Source organism: Bradyrhizobium sp. i1.15.2 (assembly GCF_040548425.1).
Lineage (GTDB): Bacteria > Pseudomonadota > Alphaproteobacteria > Rhizobiales > Xanthobacteraceae > Bradyrhizobium > Bradyrhizobium canariense.
Window position 1 is genome coordinate 17,880 of sequence record NZ_JBEPRQ010000012.1, and the last position, 18,302, is coordinate 36,181.

Annotated in this window: 17 protein-coding genes; 13 read left to right on the forward strand and 4 right to left on the reverse strand. The window is 58.2% G+C overall.

Going from position 1 to position 18,302, the window contains the following annotated elements:
- Window positions 1-214 precede the first annotated feature (214 nt).
- The 5 genes from ABIB80_RS21625 to ABIB80_RS21650 all read left to right on the forward strand — a co-directional run bounded on the left by ABIB80_RS21625 (window position 215) and on the right by ABIB80_RS21650 (window position 4,997).
- On the forward strand, window positions 215-1,237 hold the full coding sequence (locus ABIB80_RS21625; RefSeq protein WP_502918735.1) for a DUF3616 domain-containing protein: 1,023 nt from the start codon (window positions 215-217) through the stop codon (window positions 1,235-1,237).
- A 527-nt stretch (window positions 1,238-1,764) separates the two neighbouring features.
- Window positions 1,765-3,474: an HAD family acid phosphatase gene (locus tag ABIB80_RS21635; RefSeq protein ID WP_354128257.1), complete on the forward strand. Its 1,710-nt coding sequence runs from the start codon at window positions 1,765-1,767 to the stop codon at window positions 3,472-3,474.
- 96 nt (window positions 3,475-3,570) lie between these two features.
- Window positions 3,571-4,188 carry a hypothetical protein gene (locus ABIB80_RS21640; protein WP_354128258.1) on the forward strand — a complete coding sequence of 206 codons (618 nt, stop codon included), beginning with the start codon at window positions 3,571-3,573 and terminating at the stop codon, window positions 4,186-4,188.
- A 138-nt stretch (window positions 4,189-4,326) separates the two neighbouring features.
- A complete protein-coding gene (locus ABIB80_RS21645; RefSeq protein WP_354128259.1) occupies window positions 4,327-4,563 on the forward strand; it encodes a hypothetical protein in 237 nt (78 codons plus the stop codon).
- Window positions 4,564-4,577: 14 nt separating this feature from the next.
- The gene (locus ABIB80_RS21650; RefSeq protein WP_354128260.1) at window positions 4,578-4,997 is read left to right on the forward strand and encodes a hypothetical protein; all 420 of its coding nucleotides are present in this window, start codon (window positions 4,578-4,580) and stop codon (window positions 4,995-4,997) included.
- Between the two features lie 271 nt (window positions 4,998-5,268).
- Here the strand turns inward: ABIB80_RS21650 and ABIB80_RS21655 are convergent, their stop codons facing one another.
- Window positions 5,269-7,992 carry a CHAT domain-containing protein gene (locus ABIB80_RS21655; protein WP_354128261.1) on the reverse strand — a complete coding sequence of 908 codons (2,724 nt, stop codon included), beginning with the start codon at window positions 7,990-7,992 and terminating at the stop codon, window positions 5,269-5,271.
- A gap of 217 nt (window positions 7,993-8,209) precedes the next feature.
- A complete protein-coding gene (locus ABIB80_RS21660; RefSeq protein WP_354128262.1) occupies window positions 8,210-9,067 on the reverse strand; it encodes a hypothetical protein in 858 nt (285 codons plus the stop codon).
- A 708-nt stretch (window positions 9,068-9,775) separates the two neighbouring features.
- On the opposite strand from ABIB80_RS21660, the gene ABIB80_RS21665 reads away from it, so the two are divergent.
- Both ABIB80_RS21665 and ABIB80_RS21670 read left to right on the forward strand, forming a co-directional pair.
- Window positions 9,776-10,168 (forward strand): hypothetical protein, encoded by a 393-nt coding sequence (locus tag ABIB80_RS21665; RefSeq protein ID WP_354128263.1) that lies wholly within the window; start codon window positions 9,776-9,778, stop codon window positions 10,166-10,168.
- 1,029 nt (window positions 10,169-11,197) lie between these two features.
- Entirely contained in the window at window positions 11,198-12,262 is a 1,065-nt protein-coding gene (locus ABIB80_RS21670) for a redoxin family protein (RefSeq protein ID WP_354128264.1), read from the forward strand.
- Between the two features lie 447 nt (window positions 12,263-12,709).
- Here ABIB80_RS21670 and ABIB80_RS21675 read toward each other — a convergent pair whose 3' ends face one another.
- Window positions 12,710-13,369: a nucleotidyltransferase domain-containing protein gene (locus tag ABIB80_RS21675; protein ID WP_502918743.1), complete on the reverse strand. Its 660-nt coding sequence runs from the start codon at window positions 13,367-13,369 to the stop codon at window positions 12,710-12,712.
- 279 nt (window positions 13,370-13,648) lie between these two features.
- Between ABIB80_RS21675 and ABIB80_RS21680 the strand changes: the two genes are divergently transcribed.
- The 3 genes from ABIB80_RS21680 to ABIB80_RS21690 are packed head-to-tail and all read left to right on the forward strand — an operon-like array spanning window position 13,649 to window position 15,431.
- Window positions 13,649-14,257, forward strand: coding sequence for a hypothetical protein (locus ABIB80_RS21680; RefSeq protein WP_354128266.1), 609 nt, complete (start codon window positions 13,649-13,651; stop codon window positions 14,255-14,257).
- Window positions 14,254-14,679, forward strand: coding sequence for a hypothetical protein (locus ABIB80_RS21685; protein WP_275200381.1), 426 nt, complete (start codon window positions 14,254-14,256; stop codon window positions 14,677-14,679). The genes ABIB80_RS21680 and ABIB80_RS21685 overlap by 4 nt, the downstream gene beginning before the upstream one ends.
- Window positions 14,676-15,431: an ImmA/IrrE family metallo-endopeptidase gene (locus ABIB80_RS21690; RefSeq protein ID WP_354128267.1), complete on the forward strand. Its 756-nt coding sequence runs from the start codon at window positions 14,676-14,678 to the stop codon at window positions 15,429-15,431. Before ABIB80_RS21685 ends, ABIB80_RS21690 begins: the two co-directional genes overlap by 4 nt.
- A gap of 122 nt (window positions 15,432-15,553) precedes the next feature.
- Here ABIB80_RS21690 and ABIB80_RS21695 read toward each other — a convergent pair whose 3' ends face one another.
- On the reverse strand, window positions 15,554-15,889 hold the full coding sequence (locus tag ABIB80_RS21695) for a hypothetical protein (RefSeq protein ID WP_354128268.1): 336 nt from the start codon (window positions 15,887-15,889) through the stop codon (window positions 15,554-15,556).
- A gap of 197 nt (window positions 15,890-16,086) precedes the next feature.
- Here ABIB80_RS21695 and ABIB80_RS21700 point away from each other — a divergent pair, with 197 nt between their 5' ends.
- The 3 genes from ABIB80_RS21700 to ABIB80_RS21710 all read left to right on the forward strand — a co-directional run bounded on the left by ABIB80_RS21700 (window position 16,087) and on the right by ABIB80_RS21710 (window position 18,024).
- Window positions 16,087-16,278: a hypothetical protein gene (locus ABIB80_RS21700; RefSeq protein ID WP_354128269.1), complete on the forward strand. Its 192-nt coding sequence runs from the start codon at window positions 16,087-16,089 to the stop codon at window positions 16,276-16,278.
- Between the two features lie 113 nt (window positions 16,279-16,391).
- Window positions 16,392-16,574 carry a hypothetical protein gene (locus ABIB80_RS21705; protein ID WP_354128270.1) on the forward strand — a complete coding sequence of 61 codons (183 nt, stop codon included), beginning with the start codon at window positions 16,392-16,394 and terminating at the stop codon, window positions 16,572-16,574.
- A gap of 493 nt (window positions 16,575-17,067) precedes the next feature.
- Window positions 17,068-18,024 (forward strand): ArdC family protein, encoded by a 957-nt coding sequence (locus tag ABIB80_RS21710; protein WP_354128271.1) that lies wholly within the window; start codon window positions 17,068-17,070, stop codon window positions 18,022-18,024.
- Window positions 18,025-18,302 lie beyond the last annotated feature (278 nt).

The following is an 18,302-nucleotide window of genomic DNA, read 5'->3' on the forward strand; positions in this document are numbered from 1 at the left end:
GCTTGAAAGAGGTTGTAGCATAGATCAGGTACTACCAAGATCAAGACGTATTTGGATCGATAATATTTTGGGGCTGAGAACCAGTGCTCTCTTCCCTTCGCCTCTGGATTGTCGCGTCACCTCGCGCGCAGGAACCGGCTAAAGGCTCAATGCGTGATTGGTGAGTTCGAGGACAGTCTGGAAGCATCGACATCGCCACCGAGGAGAAGCCTCCATGCGTGGTTACCTTGCTATAGTTTTTTTCACTGTTTCTTTGCTCGCCGTGCTTATCTCGCCCGCCATTGTCCCCGCCGCTCGGGCCCAAGATGATGACTCATGGCCAGTCAAAGGCAAATTGGTCGGCAAGGACGGCGACAAATCCGAGAATGTTAGCGGCATCGCCTGCCGGATCGGTCAAGTCTTTCCTCGCACTTGCGTTGTCATCGACGATGAGCGGCAGGAAGCCCAGTTCGTCACGATTGAGGATGAGCTGAGGGCCGGTGAATCGATCCCACTGATCACCGATAGGTTTGCAGACAAACCGATTGAGTTCGACGGCGAAGGGGTCGCCTTTGCAGACGGCCTCTCTTATGTGACCGGCTCACACGGACATCCTCGCGATCGGAAGAGGAAGCTAAAAGCCGGCCGCGACGATGCCGAAATCAATGCAAAGATCGCTGCGAGCAGCCGGATCATCCGCTTTCGTGTTGGCCGCGACGGTGCAGTCGACGCGGCTACGCCGACTGCGAGATTGCGCGAGGCCATCTCGGCGGAGCCGATACTCCGCCGGTATCTCGATAGGCGGCTCGAGAATAACGGCGTCACCATCGAAGGCATAGCAATACGCGAAGGCCGGCTGCTAGCCGGATTCCGCGGGCCGACGTTGGATGATGGATGCGCCGCGATACTCTCTGTCTCGCTGGCCGCGCTGTTCAGCAACGGTGATCTTGATGCCAAGCTCTATCAGCTACGCTACGGCTGGGCGATGGACAAGGCGTGCGCGATCTTGCGGTCTATCAAAACGGGATACTTATCCTCTCCGGACCCTCCGCCGATGGACCCGGCTCATATGCGGTGTATTGGTGGAAGTTCCATTGTGCGCCAGCTCAAGGAGATTTCGTCCATCATCAGCGATGTTGAGTACAAGCCCGAGGCCATCCTACCTCTCGACCAGGGGGCGTCGGGAATAAGATTGCTCGTGCTGTTCGACGGCGCGAAGGAAGGCAAGCCCGTTGTCGTCGACATACCGGAGCCGTAACAACCCATACCGTTCTTGTAGCGATACTGACATGCAACTCAATCTAGAATGACGGTCTATCGGAAAAGGCGGGGAAGACAATGCCGCGAAGACTGGCGATTGCATTACTCTTGTGCTTGGCCGCTCTCGTTTCGTCTGTGCTTGCAGACGACGTGAAGACAAACACGTTTGATCGTCATGAACTGACGTTGACGAACGGCTCAAACAACGAAGTCTTTGGCTGGATCGAGCTTCTGCAGGGCAACGATATTGCAGGATACCTGTATGTCACCGGCAGGCCACCTCGCGAGCCGTATTTGAGTGCCGACAAGAAGTATATCGTAATGGATTTCCTATCGGAATGCTGGATGGCGTGCTCGGCATACTGCGAAACGAAAAGCCACTTCAAATCCGATTCGAGAAGCACGGCAACACCGCCGCCTCGGCCTTTATCGAACGAGCCCGCACACAGCCTCTGAGTGCGGAGCGTCGACAGGAATTGTCGCGTCAATGATGATCGATCTCGCCAAGCTCGCTGGAGGGTAGTCATGCGTGCTCGCGTCGAATTGACGCTGCTTATTTGTGTGATGCTCTCCGCCACGGTGGTCGGCAAAGCCAGCGCACTTACGATGGCAACCTGGAACCTCGAGCATCTGGCGGAGAAGGACGGAGCGGGGTGTCGTCCTCGCACTGAGGCGGACTATCGCTTGCTCAGGAGCTACGCGGAGCAGCTCAAGGCAGATATCGTCGCCGTACAGGAAGTCGAGAGCGGTGCAGCGTTGGCGCGGGTATTCGATCCAAAGGCCTGGTTCATCGAAATATCCTCCGTGCCGCCGGAAGGCGAAAAGCGCGAATGTGCCGGTCTTGCCGGTCAGTTCATTACCAAACAGCTGACCGGCTTTGCGATCCGCAAATCGGTGGCCTATCTCCGCAATCCGGATGTTACCGAGCTTGATATCGGCGCCACTGGCCGACACCGCTATGGCGTGGATATCTCACTCGATACGGGTGTGCCGCTTCGGCTGCTTTCCGTCCATCTCAAGTCCGGCTGTCATTCGGAGCCGGAAGCCTCGGCAAGGGAAGACTGCAGGGTTCTCTTTGAGCAGGCGCGGGTCCTCAAGTTGCAATGGATCAACAAACGCGCGGACGAGGGCATTCCTTTCGCAATCATGGGCGATTTCAATCGCCGTTTGCAGAACGAGCCAGGGCTTTGGTCGGTGCTAGACGAACCCGGCGGAGGAGCGCGGGACTTGGTGCGCACGGCAGCTCGAGGCACTCCGGCGCGGTGTCGGGGCCGGGACGATCTGTTCATCGATTTCATCGTGCTCAACGGACGCAGCGCCCCCTTGTTTGTCGCTGATAGCTTCCGCGAGTTTCGCTACCGGGAAGGGGCAAACGAGGCCCCTTCCGATCACTGCCCGGTCCTTGTTGAGCTGGCGATTCCCGATGCGCCACAGGTCCATCCTGTAAAGGGCGAGATGACCACAGGTTTAAAATGGTACCGGCGGTCCGCAGAATTGGCATTGCTGACGCGCTTTGTGTACGCGCGGGCCACCGAGCGGTTTGATGAAATCCAGACGAGGTCGCCCGCCGGCAACTGGGCAATCGTCATGGATGCCGACGAAACCATCTTCGACAATTCATTTGGCCAGCTAGAGAACGAATATCTGGGACTTGGATATGTCGATGAGCGCTGGCGTGAATGGATTCGACGGAGCGCTGCGGGTGCGGTACCCGGAGCATTGGAATTCATTCGCCACGTTCTCGCGAACAACGGTAAGATCGTCGTCATCACCAATCGAGAGCTCGATCGTGAAGCCGAGGTCGAGCAAAGCGTTCGAACAAACCTCAGCAATCTTGAGCGCCAGATTGGCGGAACCGGCGCTCTCACCGCCGACCGGCGCAAGCTGTGCATTCTCCCTCGGACATCCGCTGACAGAACGGCTGTGTCTACGTCCGCATGTGGAGGCGCCGGTTACAAGAATGACAAGGATCGCCGCCGCGAGCTGCTGACGAATGGGATTGCTGAAAGCTGCTGGGCCGCGGACAGCACAGCAAAAACGTCTTGGGATCACCCCCATTCAATTGCTTTCTCGGTCGGGGACAACGTGCTCGACTTTCCTTGCGCAACCCAAAGTGAAGCGCGCACTACGTCGCTCGTGTCGATGATGGGCAAGGAGTATTTCCTGCTGCCGAATCCACTTTATGGATCTTGGGAGAAAAACCCAGTCGCACTTCCGGCCGGGACAGCCCCCTAAAGCGGGGTGCCTTCGGGGCAAGAGCTTGATGCCTGGGGTCTATGAGCGTGAGTAACTGTCCTCCACGAGGTGCGTTGGTGAACCGGTAGTGGATCCATGGCGAACGCGATTCCTGCCGCAGAGATGCCCTCGGCGCAAACGCGAGAGCCGCGGAAGGGCAAATCCTCGACGTTCTCGGCAGTCGAGGGAATGCACCTGGTGATGGCGTTCCTCAGCTTTGTCGCTGCTCTCGTCATTCTCTGGCGTGTTATTGAAGACGTGGTCCTCGGGCCTGGGTCCATTGCGCTCTCACAGGGAATCCCGTGGGACGTTGTAGTCAAAACCGGTGTTGCTGCGATTGCCACAGCATCTCTGATCTGGGTCGGGCTGATCTTGCTCAAGCAAAGTCGTCTCCTGGCCCTAGAACGAGTGGTGATTGAGGCAATTCAACAATTCGAGACGTCTCCCGCCGCAAAGACAGAGTTGCTCATTGGTATTGCGAGCCGATGGTGGGGGCTGAGCGGTAGCCGGTCGAACCTTGCCATGACAGATCCGGACTCGGCGAAGGCGGAGGCCGCGTTGAGATGGGTCCTGGACCGATTCCGCGAAGGTGCGGTCGTTGCCTCGATTCCGGCGAGCCTCGCCGATACGGATAAACTGCGAAGTTTGGCCGGAGTAAGCGAATTACCTATTCAGGTCTTACAGCCAGGTTCCTCGGAAGCGCGCCATGACTGAGGTCGTAACCCGTGACCTGTCTACGCTGGTTCTGCAGTCGGGCAGTAACCTGCCTGCAATCCGGTCTCCTCACACAATCGATCTCGTAGCGCTGGATCGAAAGGTCACTTACTTCAAAATCAAAGAGCTTTTGAACGGATGGGTACGAGTTACAAAGACTATATTCAAGACGCTATTTGGGACTCCGACAATGCAGCAAGGGCGGAAGAGGAACTCGAGGAAGTAATCCGCTCGTTCGACAAGGCGATGACGGAATTGGGCTTGGTAATTTCCGAGCACCAGAAGGTCATCACGCGGTTGGAAGCGCTTCGGGCGGCAGTTCGCACTCAGCCGAGGCCCGGGCTTGAAGGCGATCGACTTGACCGCTTTCTGTAAAGAGGCGAGCCAAGGTGAGAAAAGAGGCGAAGAATGTCGTGCGCGGCATCAAAGGCATGCAGGACAAGGCAGCAACGCCGGCTTGGCTCAAGCGCACGTGGCAGAAGCTTTGGAGTGAGGTAGAATTTCCAGTCGATCCGGAAGACGAGGAACGTCTTAGGTTGATGGCGACCCATGCCGTAGATGGCTTCAGTCGCACGGCCGCCAGAAAACTAAATATCGATGAGGATGTTGTAGCCGCCTTTGGCACGTTGCAACTTCCGGTGTGGGCGACAGAAACCGAAATGAGAACACGGCACGCTTACATGATACAGATCTATCATCCCGATATGAAGACAGGAGACGAAAAAATGGCCGCCAAGATAAATGCGGCCCGAGATACGCTGCTGGGCTACTACGCTCCTTCAAAGAAGTCGCATTCTGACCAGGGTTGACGCGGCCACCCCCGCCATGGAAAGCGCGCGGAGAGTTTCAGGCGCAACACCCGGTGCCCTCCTACGCGAATTCCACGTAGCCATCACCGTTGCGGGGCTAACGCTCTTGTCCGCCTGATCATCAGACCGGCTAAGTCGCATCTGAATCTGCTCAGCGACAGGTTGCTTCGCCGCGGGCCGGCGCACTGCTGCCTAGGATTAGGGATTCATGTTCCAATCTGTGGATTTCGACCAAGCTCATCGCCAGGCGATTGGACCCTTTAGCCGTGATTCATTGAAGGACGATCGATCCATCTCCAATCACCACGAAGGGAGCCCATTGCTCCGGGGTGTACTTGTTCCGGCGCAGTTCCTCCATAGCGACCGCCAGCGCCGCCGACAGCGACATCTTCTTACCCTGAGCCGCACCATCGTTTATCAAGTGGAGCGTGCGTTCCAATAGCCTCTCGGTAGCGCTAGGCTCCGCTTTCCAATACGAAAGAATTAATGCCTTGGCACCGGCGGTCGCGAAGGCAAGCCCGAGGCCGGAGAGGCCCTCCTCCAAAGCGTCCGGCGCCGCTTTCGCGGTGTCGCATCCCGCAATTACCGCTAGCCACACGCTATCCAAGTTCATGTTTGCAATGTCCGTAGTCGTGAAGACGCCAGCGTCTGCTGGATTTGCGGGATCCGGAGTAAGCACAACGGCCGGAAGTTGCGAAATCTTGTCTCCACCGACAAGGCCATGGGTCGCAAGAACCAGAATACCCGTTTTGCTGAAATCAGCTTTGCGAAGGGCTTCTGTGGTGGCACTCATTCCGGTTACAGGAGCAGAACCACCAAACATGTCTGCCGCAGCCTGCAGCAGATCCGTCGCCCCGAAGGCCACACCGAGACACTGTACCAGTTGACGTGGATCGTTCGTATTCTTTGGGCATCCCGTATTGTCCAACAGCGGAGCGCCGAACCCGGCGAAAGAACGCAACATCGCTCCCTTGTCTGAAGGATCGCGAAGAGCAGCAAGCATGGAAACGGACGAAAGTGCCGAGGTCGGGGCCAGATCTCCTAAGGTGATGCTGCCTATGGGAAGGAGGTGGGCAGGCAGTCGTTGCAAGCCCCCATCTGCCACGACGAAAACATGGTCGAGGCCTTCGAACACCGGCTTCAGCTCTCCCAAGCGTAATATGCCGCCCAGCCGCTCGATCGCACCGGAAAAGTCGCCCCGATCCCTGGCAGCGATCACCGAGGTGACGGCATGCTCCACAGCGTCCTGGCGTGCGGTACTCGTCAGGGCGGAGACGGTCACCGTGTTAACCCCATGACGAGCGGCTATGAAAAAGAGCGAAAATTCGGAGCCCACTCTGAACGCGATGATAGCCTCCCGATCGCGCAGGACGTTCGGCAGGTCCTCCAAGCCAAGGCGAAGAGTGCCAGTTGCAAATTTTAATCGGACATCCGGACGTAGCGACTTCTCATCAGCCGCCATGACCTCACGTGCACGCTGCAGTCGGGTGGCCACAGCGGCCAAGTCAGGTCGGTTGGACTTGACCGCCTCGTCAAACGCAGATCGCGCTGCGCAAAGCTCGTTTAACGATTGCTGGTAGCGCGAGAGGGCTCCAGAACCCGCTCGCCTCAAAACGCCGCGTTCGGCGGCCACACCGACCCTGTCAAGCTCCCGCTCTTGGACGAGATCGAAAACATCCCGATCAATCTTGTTAAGCTGCTGTCGGTCTGCAGGCTCGTTCTCTCGAAGTTGTTTGCGCTTCTGTATCGCGAAGAGCCCCCGACTTTCTCGAATTTTTGCAACGATTTCCTTGTTCACGGCCATGCCGGCGCGACAGCCCGCGGCTTCCTCGTTCAACCAAGAGGTCAATGCCAGATCCGCAGCTCTCGCTTCCTCCAATGCTCCATCGAGGTCATCAATTGTCCTCTTAGCGTACGAAAGATTGATATGCGCCAGTGCCACATCCAGTGTTCCTTCGGGAGCTCCTTTGCGGGTCTCCGCCAGTGCATGCTCATAGGGGCCTACGGCGTCTTTCGGTCGGCCGACCTTGCTGAGCAAGGCCCCTTTCGTCTCGGCAAAGCCAGCTCGTTCGAGGGGCGTCGATTGCAGGCCGGGCAGACGTTCAATTTCGTCGATCGACTCGATGGCGTTGTTCAAATCTCCGCCAGCGATAGCGATCTCAGCCCGTTTCTGAAAGGCGCGCGCCAGCAGTTCCGGGCGTCCTCCCTTTGATTTGATTAATGATATAGCATCGTCCAAATGTTGCTTCGCTCCCGCCGGATCGTGCATGTCGCGACGATTGTCCGACCAAGCAATCAACAAATCGGGCAGCCCGAGCGTTACCGCGTCGGGCTGACCCGCCAGAAGGCGGTAAGCTTTATCGAAGAGCGGCGCGGCATCTTCGGGTCTCTGTTCATAGTTCAAAAGGATTGCTCGGTTGGTCAGGAGGACCGCCAGGATTTGCTCGTATTCGCTTAGCGCGTTCCTGGCGATGAAAAATGCTTTGACCGTGGAGTCTTCCATTTCAACAGTCGCAAGCCGTTGAAATTCGAGCGCGTCTTGTCGATTGCCGCGCTTACGAGCAAGTCTGGAGGACGCGCCCAAGATTCCCAACCTCGTTTTAGCGGTCTCGTAGTCCACGGAGGTCGGTACACTGCGAAGGGCTTGCCCTAATCTTGAGGCTGCATCCGGAAGCCGATCCAATTCGGTGTAGAAGACGCCCAGGTTGGTGAGCAATTCGGCTCGTAAGACAGTGTTTTCGGAAGTGAGAGCAATAGAATCTTCCAGGAGAGCGGTTGCCTCCTGCCTACAGCCGAAATTGAAATAGAGCTTCGACAAAGCAAGTCGAATGTGTACCCTCTGGCTCGCTACGAAAGCCTTCCAAGCGGGATCGCGAAGCTGCGAGAGAGATTCGTCGAGAGACGTAAGATCTTTGGCCGTCTGAGCGGCCGTGTTCGCGTCACCGGAATTCGATTTCGTCGACAGATCGTTCCGAAGTTTCACGATGTCGTTCATGAGCGTCGTGTCAGCCGACCTGGACTCCTTGACGGAGGCTACGCGGCTGGCCAGCCCTATAGCGGACGGTGACGGGGAGCCAATTGGTGCTATTCGCGGACAAGCCGTTGACGGCGCTGCTTGGGCCCGGACCTGGATCGGAAAGGCGGTGGCGAGAGCCACAAATAGCGTCGCCTGCAGCAGGCACCGGCCCAACTCGATTTTCGTTCCACTTTCGTCACTGCAGACTTCTGGCCCACGCATCTGCTGCCTTTTCCTGGATTTGGATTTGGACTTTGTTGGTCGGGTCGAATGGAATCAGCCCTTCGGCCGGCTCCGCACCAAGAAGCCGCTTGGGAATATGAGTGGGACGAAACGCTACCGCGGCCGAACCTTCGGTCTGCAGCGTAACGGCTTTCTGCCCTTTCAAGCCTATTTTGGCTTCGATCGAAGCATCCACCGGAAGGACGCTGGCAGCACCGCCCGGCAGTAAACCTTTCAGCGTTTCCACCTTTGCGTTCGCGCTCAGGTCGGTCCCGAAAGACATGACCGTAGTCGCTTTTGCCCTTATGACAGTCCGGATTAATGTCGCGGTCCGGCCGTAGAGCTTGATCGGTTGTGCATCGGCGATCAGTGGTTTGAGGAATTCGCATTCCTTAGACAAATTGGATTGCAAATCGTCGAGCGTGATGTCCTCGATGGTGGCGTCTGTGAAAACCAACGAGATGTTGTCGACCAGCTTACCGCTCGCCGCCAAGCCAAAGAGCTTCTTCAACTCGAAGAAGAAGGAGGCGGCGCTCTCAGAGATTCCTACGTATCTGGGAAGATCGAATTTATCGGGTTGCGGTGGGACCAGGCTGGGAAAGCAGACTGATCGCCGTTTCAGGACTGACCTGTCCCTCACGTCGATCACGTCTCCGACCTGCTGTCCCTCGGCCGTGATGAAAGGCTCGTAGCCTGCGTTCAGACTATTGAAGTATTGGACTAACGCCGCGCCGTACTCCTGGACGCTGGCCCCCGCCAGGGCGGGCTCTGCTTGCATGCCCGACATCAGAGCCGAAGCTAGTAAGGTAGCAATTGCTGCCCCTTTTATCATCGCTGCTTCTCCTCAACCTCGAATACACCAACGATCGACAGTGCCGTATACTGAAAGTGAATTTGAGGTTTGTCACCCGGGCCGCGCGATTAGTTCAGCAGAGTGAGCTCGGCCACTCTTTCGATTGCGACGGACGTTGTAGAACATTGCGCGCATTACCTCGGAGGAGCTGCCTTCTGGGGAGGACCGTGCGAGGGCACGATGTCTTCGTCGCAGGCACTCGGTCTTGTCTTGGCGAGCATGGGCCCCGCCGACTACAATCTGGATCTGCTGCCTGCAGGTGAACATGGCGAACTCCATTCCTGACAGGCTGCTGGCACCGCGGTCCTGCGCAATAGAGCCGTGACAAGCCCAGCCGCGGCGGCTGTCATCGCAGACGGCCCCGATCTGAAGTTTGAACAGCACGGCCAGCATCGACAAGAATTACGAACGCATCGTCGACGACGTGGGGAAGCTAACCGAGGTCGCCGCACTTTCAGTAATTACAAATGCCTCGCCAAAACCTTAATAGCATTGATGCAATTATGCAACTAATCAGATATAGATGGAGGTGCGTCTTTCTTGGCTCGTGGAACTCGTTCGAGGGACGGGCAAAGGCAAATGGGGTGGCGGAAGTCTTTATCTTCGATGGATCGGCGAAGGTGGGATGACCGGTTGCGTATTGCAGTCAGCACTGACTGATTTGATGTTGTGGTTGGAGGAAGCGAAATGGTGATCGTCAATTTGCCTGGAGGTGGCGTGCAGGAGGTTGGTGAGACCGAACTGCTTTGGCTTAGGAAAGCATTTGATAGCGAGTGGAAAGGGGCAACCATGCTCCGCTTAGTAGGGGATCGCATCTACTCGGCTGAGAAAGTCAGTGACTTAGTCGACAAATTTCAGGCCGCGAAAGTGCGTTTGGCCGAGTTCGCAGCTCCAGACGTCAAGGTAAAGATTGTCGTCAGTGCCGAACGGGTTCGGCAGGTCACGGAAGGCAATCCAGAGATCTACCACGAGCAGGCCAAGTCGATACTCGATTTCGGAGGCAGAGTGTTTCTCGCAGTGCGGGAGGCCACCGACGATGCGCGACAAAAGCTGAGGGATGCCAAGGCGGTTACCTCTTAGCTAGAGAGACCATCGCTATCTTGTTTTAAAGGACTGCGTGAGCCGTGCAGCGCTTTCGGCTTTCGCAGAAGTCGCGCTGCATACTTCAGCGATGGTCCAATCGATGTTCACTTGCAAGCGGGATTTGAGCCCTCACAAGGAGAGTACGATGGTGATCGAAGGCACTACGGGGGGCCTCGACCGACCGGACATGATTGAGTGCTTCAACTCGAGAAGGCCGTTGCTCAGCTGCGTAAGGCCGCTGACGATGACGACAAGCTGCCGGCGATAAAATAATTGTGGGAGGAAGTGGCCCGTGGGCAGGCTCTCTCTGCTTTCGGTCAGAACCGCAAGTTAACTCCGGCCGCGACCGAGTTGCTCCGCCAGGTCGTCTCGTACGTGACTTTCAAAGAAGAAGTCGAGATGGCAAACGCAAATCAAGGGGGCGTTCCTCTCTGCGAAGAGGGCGTGTGCATCGAGCCGCTAACGAGGTCTCCGACCGAATCCACAGCCTCAAGGGAGAAGTTCGACGCGACGATTGAACTACTACGACGTCGGGGGTGACCTTGCCCCCAGGGTTTATCCAGTTCTGAGTTCGTCCTTGCCGTGGATTTGCTCTGCTGGACGGTGGGAGCGACGGGAGCTGGCGCGGAGCCTTCGGCATAGCGCAGCGCGTGAGGAGGTGCTGGCCGATCGCGCCAAGCAGGCGCATTCCGCCCTCAGTGGCATCGAACTGCTCAAGCCCCTCTGCGCGGGGAGGAGGTTACGTCGAGCCCTTTGACGAGATCATGAACTCGCGTACCTCCTACTGGCGCAGCGCGGCTCGCAATGCGCATTCGCAAGACGATCTTCTGACGGCACGAAGGTCGCGATGCGTGCCCGAAATCTGACGCCGACGCAAAGCATGTCAGGTTTCATACAAGGACCTACTGGGCGTGTGATGTTTTTCAAATCTTTGTCATGTAGCTTAGCGCGCGTGGACAGCGTGGCAGGTGATTGCTATTCGGGTGACGCGACAAGGTCGCGCAACAGGTCACTTTGGAGACAATCATGGCGCTATGCATCGAGTCCGCGGCTCCTTCGCTCAAAGTCGAGAACTGGCTGCGTGGCGAGCGCCTCACGAACTTCGAGCCAGGGAAAGTGTACATCGTCGAATTTTGGGCAACTTGGTGCGACGCATGTGTGGAGGCGATGCCCCATCTGATAGAGCTGCAAGCAAAATACAAAGACGAGGGGCTTGAGGTCGTCGGAGTCGCAGCTTATGAAAAAGCACCAACGGCGGATGAGGCTCGCGCCAAGTTGGACGCATGGTTGACCGAAAAGTTCTCAAATCTGAACTATCGAATCGGGTTCGACAGTACCGGCGCAATGAACAAGCTTTGGATGGATGCCAGCTCTTCTCTTGCGATTCCGAGATCGTTCGTCGTCGACCGCGACGGCCACATTGCCTTTATCGGTGATCCGATCGACATCGACCACGTCTTGCCGAAAATTATCAACGGCACTTGGCGCAGCAGCGATGACGCTAAAGCCGCTGATGCGAAACGGATTGCGGAAGACCAACGCCTAGTGCGCGTATCCTCAATCCAACGGACAATTCGATCGGCGATGGAAGCAAAGGATTGGCCGGCAGCGCTCTCAGCGGCCGAAGAGGGCATTGCCATGATGCCGGACGATCGACACTTCCGCGAGATTCAGGCGGGTCTGTTGCTTCAAATGCGCGACACGGCGACCGGGTTCCAGGTCTTGCGCCAACTGGTTCGAGATGCGATTGAGAAACGGTCAGACGCTGTGCGTGGGCTGATTGCCGTGATGAAGCAACTCTTTGATCCGGAGAACGATAAGGCCCACCTTCCGCGTGCCGAGCGCTTTGCGATCGGCAGGGAGGTGTCGGAACATATCCTCAATTCAGTGCAAGACAGCGGCGGCCCCACCCTTACTTCTTATAGAGTGGTCGCTCAGTATTACTACGAGAGTGGTGACAAGCAACGCGCAATCGAGCTGATCGAGCGGGCAATGACATGGCTAGACGATCCGGAAATCGTGCCGGAAGATACAAAACAGTATTATATGCCGCGGCTGCTCCAAACCTTGGCCACCTACAGGGGCGAGTAGGTTTGTTGCAGCGGGTCTTATTCGATTTCGCAGGAAAAGTCTCCTGGAGCTCCCAAAGTGCAGCCGCAGGAGGAGACATGAAGAGAGATGTTAGTCGGAAATGCACGATCGGGGTTATGTAAGTGCCTTCGAAGTGCTCGCGACCAGCAGAATCATTCAGGGCGATTGCAACACGCAAGTCACAAGGAAGGCCTAGCCCACAACGAGCGATGCGACGCCCTGCGGCCCGTCTTTGCTGGGTGTCTAGTTAGTCGTTCGTGAAGAACCATCCAAGCGGTTGATCAAGAATCGATTTTCCGGGTCAGATTGGCTTTGAGATTGCAAGCTTTCGGGCTTTGACTGCCCAGAAGCTTGCAACATCGGCCAAGCACCAGCGCTACGCCCACGCCAAACAGTTCAAGCGCGCCAACCGGGCCTCGAAGAAACTCAAGACCTATCTCGGCCGCATCATCCGCGACATAGACCGCAAACTGGGCGGCAACGCCGACTTGCTCGGTGGGATCGTGTTGGAGCGCAGACAATGATCGACAGCGGCGCCAGGCCGTCGGTGTCGTCGATAAATTCGAGATCACGATGGCGCTTTGCGATCTGCACGGTCCGGCGCAAGAGGCCCTTCAGCTTCATTTGCTCGGGATAGGGCTCTACCGAGTCCTTCGCGATGGTGCTGGCGAGGGTCCATCCGAAGGCGGAGCGGATGCGGGCACGCAGCTTGGCGCGACGCTCGAACTTCGCGCGGCACCCCATGGGATTGGATGCCTTCCAGGACTTCAATGTCTTGTCGGGGACGAGTTCGCCACCGAGCGTACAGACGGGGTTGGGGATGCTGGGGGTGATGTCCAGGTGGAATTCGTTGGCATAGTTGAGCCGCCAGCAGCGGGGCATCTCCAGCAGCAGGGGGGCGTAGTGGCCGTTCGCCCGAAGACGGTCCCCAATGCGCGCCTTAAGCATCGCGGGCGAGATGGCGGTGTCGATATCCGGCACGTGCGCCACCAGATCGACGTCGTACTCGGCGATGCCAATCGGCTTGACCGTCGTGCCGATCGCCACGGAGCCCTGAAGCCGGATGGCGATTTCGGCCGGCAGCGGTCGTCGTACTGGGAGAGCCAGTCGCCGACGCCTTCATAGCGCTGCTGCGCGACCTCGCGCTGATAGGACGACGGCTCGAGATGCTGGCAGGCCTCCTCGATGAGGTCTGCCAGCTGCGATTGGCGCAGCTGCGCCCGTTCTGTTATGTAATTCATTGTTTCATCACCGGTTCGAATGGTTGCCCCCCGGTTCCCATCGAAACCGGTCGCCTCTACACCTGCATGCCGGCCAGCTGCGCGTTTCGGACTCGAGTTTTTTTGTCCGAAAGAGATTTTTGGCCGGCATAGGATGCGTGAAGCTATGGACGACATCAGCATGCCGCCTCCCGAAGTATCGGCCTCCGCGACCGAGCACCTCACATACGATAAGGTGGCGTCGGCGCTGGACGGGCTGACACCGCTCGACCTCGCTCGTCTGGACGCCGTCGAACGCCGTTACCTTGGTGGGACCGACTTCGCCGAGGGCGACCTATTGCAGGAGGCGATGTGTTCCGCGCTCTTCGAGGAGAAGCGCTGCCCGCGGATCACCAGGTTCATAGCCTTCCTGGTCCAGTCGATGCGGAACATCGCCGGCCACCGGCGTGATCGTCTGCAGCAGCAGGTTCCGATAGAGGACGTGACGACCGGCGAGCGCAAGCCGAAGTTCGAATTGAAAGCGTCGGGACCGAGCCCGGAGGACGCGGCGATCCGGGCGGAACAGGATCGGGGGGCATCGGAGGTCTGTGCGGCACTGAACGTGCACTACGGCGCCGACGAGGAGATGAGCATGGTGCTACTCGGCTGGGACAATGACATGAGGGGCGAGACGCTGCGGGATTTTCTTGGCGTCGACCAGGCGCGCCTGGACCACGTGATCAAGAAAATCCGGCGCATCGCCCGTCGGGAGTATCCGAAGGGATGGCGGCGATGAGCAGAGATCCGACAGACCGCGAGAAATTGTCGAAGCTCGACCGGGCCATCGACGACAGCATACTGGAAGCCTCGGAAGCCGATCTGCGCGAAGACTTCAAGGAAGCGGGTGACGATTTCGAGAAGGCGGTGGCCCGCGCCGGCCGCGCTTTGGAGCAGGCGAAGGCGCGTGCCGCTCGGATGCGTTTCGAGCGGGCTCAGGATGAATCGAAGGCATACCGTGAGCAGGAGAACGTCAAGAGCTTCGACCTTGCGAAAGCGCGTCGTCGTTTCGATGGGATGCGATCCGGTGAGGTCGCTGATTCAATAATGGCCGCGCGCAAGGGTGGCAAACTTTCTGAGCGCGATGAGGAAAACCTGTTGAAGGATCTGGCGCAGCTCGAGGCGCTTGAAAACGAGGACAAGGAAGAATGGGAAGAATGACCCCGGCAGAGCGCCTGCTTGTCGGGCTCGGGATCGCGGAGCCCAAGGATATCGACCTCGATGCCATCGCATGGACGCAGGGCGCAGCGGTCCATTACAGGCCGATCGACAACTGCGAAGCCACGATCTTGGGATCGAAGAAGCGCGCCGTCATCTCAGTCAATAGCCTCAGCATGCGACAGCGTCGCCGCTTCTCTCTTGGACACGAGCTTGGGCATTGGCACTACGATCGCGGAAAGGTTCTCTTCTGCGGCAAGAACGACGTCTGCAATTTCAGGCATGACGCGCTCAGTCCGGAGCGGCGTGCCGACGACTTCGCCTCCGATCTGATTCTTCCTAATTTTATGGTTCTTCCGCGACTTCGGAAGATGAAGCGCCTCACTTTGGCGGCGTCCAGGGAGTTGGCCGATGAGTTCGACGTCAGTCTCACGGCCACGCTCGTGAAGATGATCGCGTTGAACCATTTCCCCATGGTCATTGTTTGCCACAACAGGCGGGATCGCGTCTGGTACAAAACGTCACCGATGATCGCGGAATGGTGGCGGCCCGTCAGGGCACTGGACGATCAGACGTTCGCCGCCGACATGCTGCTCCGAGGCGCCGACGAACAAAACTTCCCCCGAAAGAATCCGGCCGATGCCTGGTTCGATTTCAAGGGATGCGATCGGTACGAGGTAGAAGAGCAGTCGTTCCTTCTGCCGGACGAGGAGATCCTCACGGTGCTCACGCTGCCACGGCAGGCGATCGCGTAGATTTTGGCCTGAGTCACCACGCCGCAACAAACGATCTGAAGCGGAGGCGGGTGGATCTGGACGCGCAGCAAAACACAGCCGCTCAGGCTCGTGAGCCGGCTGTTTTCAAGGATGGACGCAGGTTACAATGGTCTCGCAGGCCAACTGGCAGAAACGCGACCGTGTCGCATGAAATGGAAGAAAACAAGATAGAGACGGCCTATCACGAAGCGGGACATGCGGTTATGGGCTGCTTGCTTGAACGTCTTCCGATTTCGGTATCGATCGTGGCGGACGTCAAGGGCGCCGTGGGCAAGACGGAATTTGAGCAGGATGCCCCTCCGGGCGGTTTTCGCCATTTCGATGGGTCCGAGCGAAAGAAGAAATATATTCGGACGCTTGTTTTGATCGAGGTCGCGGGCACGATCCCGTACGACATCGAATTTCCGGGGCGCGCTCATGATCAGGGCGATGCTCATGACGACTACACGACCATTGGGCAAAGGAACTCGTCAGGGAAGGCGTCCACTTCGAAGATGACAGGGACGGCTACTTGGCTTCCGCAAGACAAGACGCGGAGGGGGGCTCCCACTGGGAGACTCACTCTAAGCAACGAGGTGGGCGGCCCGGATCATCGGTGTAGACCGCCCCAAACTCCGCGCGCGCCTGGACCTGGATGCGCGATGATCTGCAAGGACAAGCCAACAGTGACGGCTTCTTTGCCCTTAAATTCGCACATGTGCGGCTCAACCGAGCGGAACTAAAGCGAGCGATGGACAAGACCCTGGAGAGACGTGACAAGACGTTTCTCGATCACGACATCGTGGAAGGCATCAGGCCTTGGGCGAAAGCGGCCAGCCCTATCTAATCAATCCACAAATGTGATAGCCAATCACGGCCTTTGGCAATCGAATCTCGCGCGGTTTGGGCGACTCATGCTACCCATCATTCTCAATCACATCACTGCACAATGGGAATGAAATGGTTGCTGCCACCCGTGAATTGCCGGCCTCTGGTTACGCGCTTGAAGTGGACGGCCTGCTCAAAGCCGAATTTGCAACCAGAGACGGCGCCAGGGCAGGTGGCGAAGAACTAAAGAAGCGTTTTCCCATGCTTCAGATCAGGATCTATGACGCGCAGACGCATGCGCGCGAGGAAGTCTAGATCCTCTCACTCAAGCCTTAGCGGAGTTCTTCCACTTGCGCGCGTGCGGCTGCCGCCGCACCGGGTTCTCGAACCGAGCCGCTTTGCGTCTCGGCCGTGCGGCGTCGATCCTTCGCGCCAAGGGATGCGGAGCTCCTCGCCGGGGGCACTCGGGAAAGGGGCTCGCCTGCGGCGATCGCTATCACTGCCCCGTTCCCGGGTGCCGCTATTGAACCGGTCTCGTCGCTGCACTCGGACCCGCGTGCCCCTTCGGGTCGCTATGCTCACGCTCTCCGGGTGCCATTTTCCGTTGAGGCGATGCGCCCCTGGCGCACGCCTGGTCGGGCCTGCGGCCCCAGGTAGCTCAACGCAATTCCCATGAACATCCGATGGAAGGGCGGCACAGATTTCGCATTCTCTCAGGTAGAGGCGAGAGTCAGAGTGTCGCGCGGTTTTGCCGTGACGGGTTACAGGCTGCGAGAGAGGCTCGCGGCGCCCGTCGCGGAGACCCGCGATGTCCAGACATTATCCTCGGGCGCGCACCGGTGAGGACCGGGCAAACCTTTATGACGACATCACCAACAAGATCATCGCCGAGCTGGAGGCTGGCCGCGTGCCGTGGGTTCAGCCTTGGGGCACCATGGCGGCGAAGTCGCCTTTGGCCTTGCCGAAGAGCGCGGCGTCCGGCCGCCAATACAGCGGCATAAACATTTTAATTCTATGGGGTGCCGCGACCGAACATGGATTTACGGGGCAGAGCTGGCTTACCTTCCGCCAAGCGCTATCACTCGGTGGTCACGTCCGCAAGGGCGAGCGCGGCACGACCGTCGTCTACGCCGACCGCTTCGTGCCCGTCGACGAAAAGCGCCGCGCACATGAGACCGGCGAGGAGGCACAAGCTGTTCCGTTCCTCAAGCGCTTCACGGTCTTCAACAGCGGTCAATGCGACGGCTTGCCTCCAGAGATCGCAACTACGGCGCCGCCTCCGCCGCCAGGCCTGATCGAGCCGCGGGTCGAATACCTGATCAAGGCGACCGGGATCGACTTCCGCATCGGCGGCAACCGCGCCTTTTATGCGCCGACGGAAGACTATGTACAGGTGCCCCCACCCCAAGCCTATTTCGAACCGATCAATTGGCATCGAACGGCCCTGCATGAATTGGCACATGCCAGCGGCCATCCATCACGTCTCAACCGTGACCTGTCAGGCAGTTACTGTACCAGAAAGTATGCCTTTGAGGAGTTGGTCGCGGAGATCTCGTCTGCGTTCAGTTGCGCCTCTCTCGGTATCGTGCCCACGGTGCGGCACGCCGACTATATCGGCTCTTGGTTGGAGGTGCTGCGAGAGGATAATCGCGCGATCGTGCGAGCTGCTTCGCAGGCCAGCAAGGTTGCGGACTATCTCCTGGGCTTCCTGCCGGAAGTGACTGTCGACATGACGACCGAGAGAGCGGAGCAGGAGGCGGCGTGAGTTTCTCACCTGTTGCCTCGAACAAGAGAGTGAGAGGGGAGCGGCGGTTTTTCGCGACGGGCAAGAGAGTGAAGCGGGCCCGCTGCCCGAATTCCTCGCCGATGACGAGGATCAGGAGAACGCGGGCGACGATGATCGGCAACAGCTCGACGGGGCCGAGTGACATGTAGAGCGGGATGGCTCCGGCCGTCCGGCAATTGCTTGGGGACCGGTGTGCTGCGCCGGTCCCCATTTATGGGGCAGGACTGAGAGGGAGAGTCGGGCCGGGAAGGTTTTGA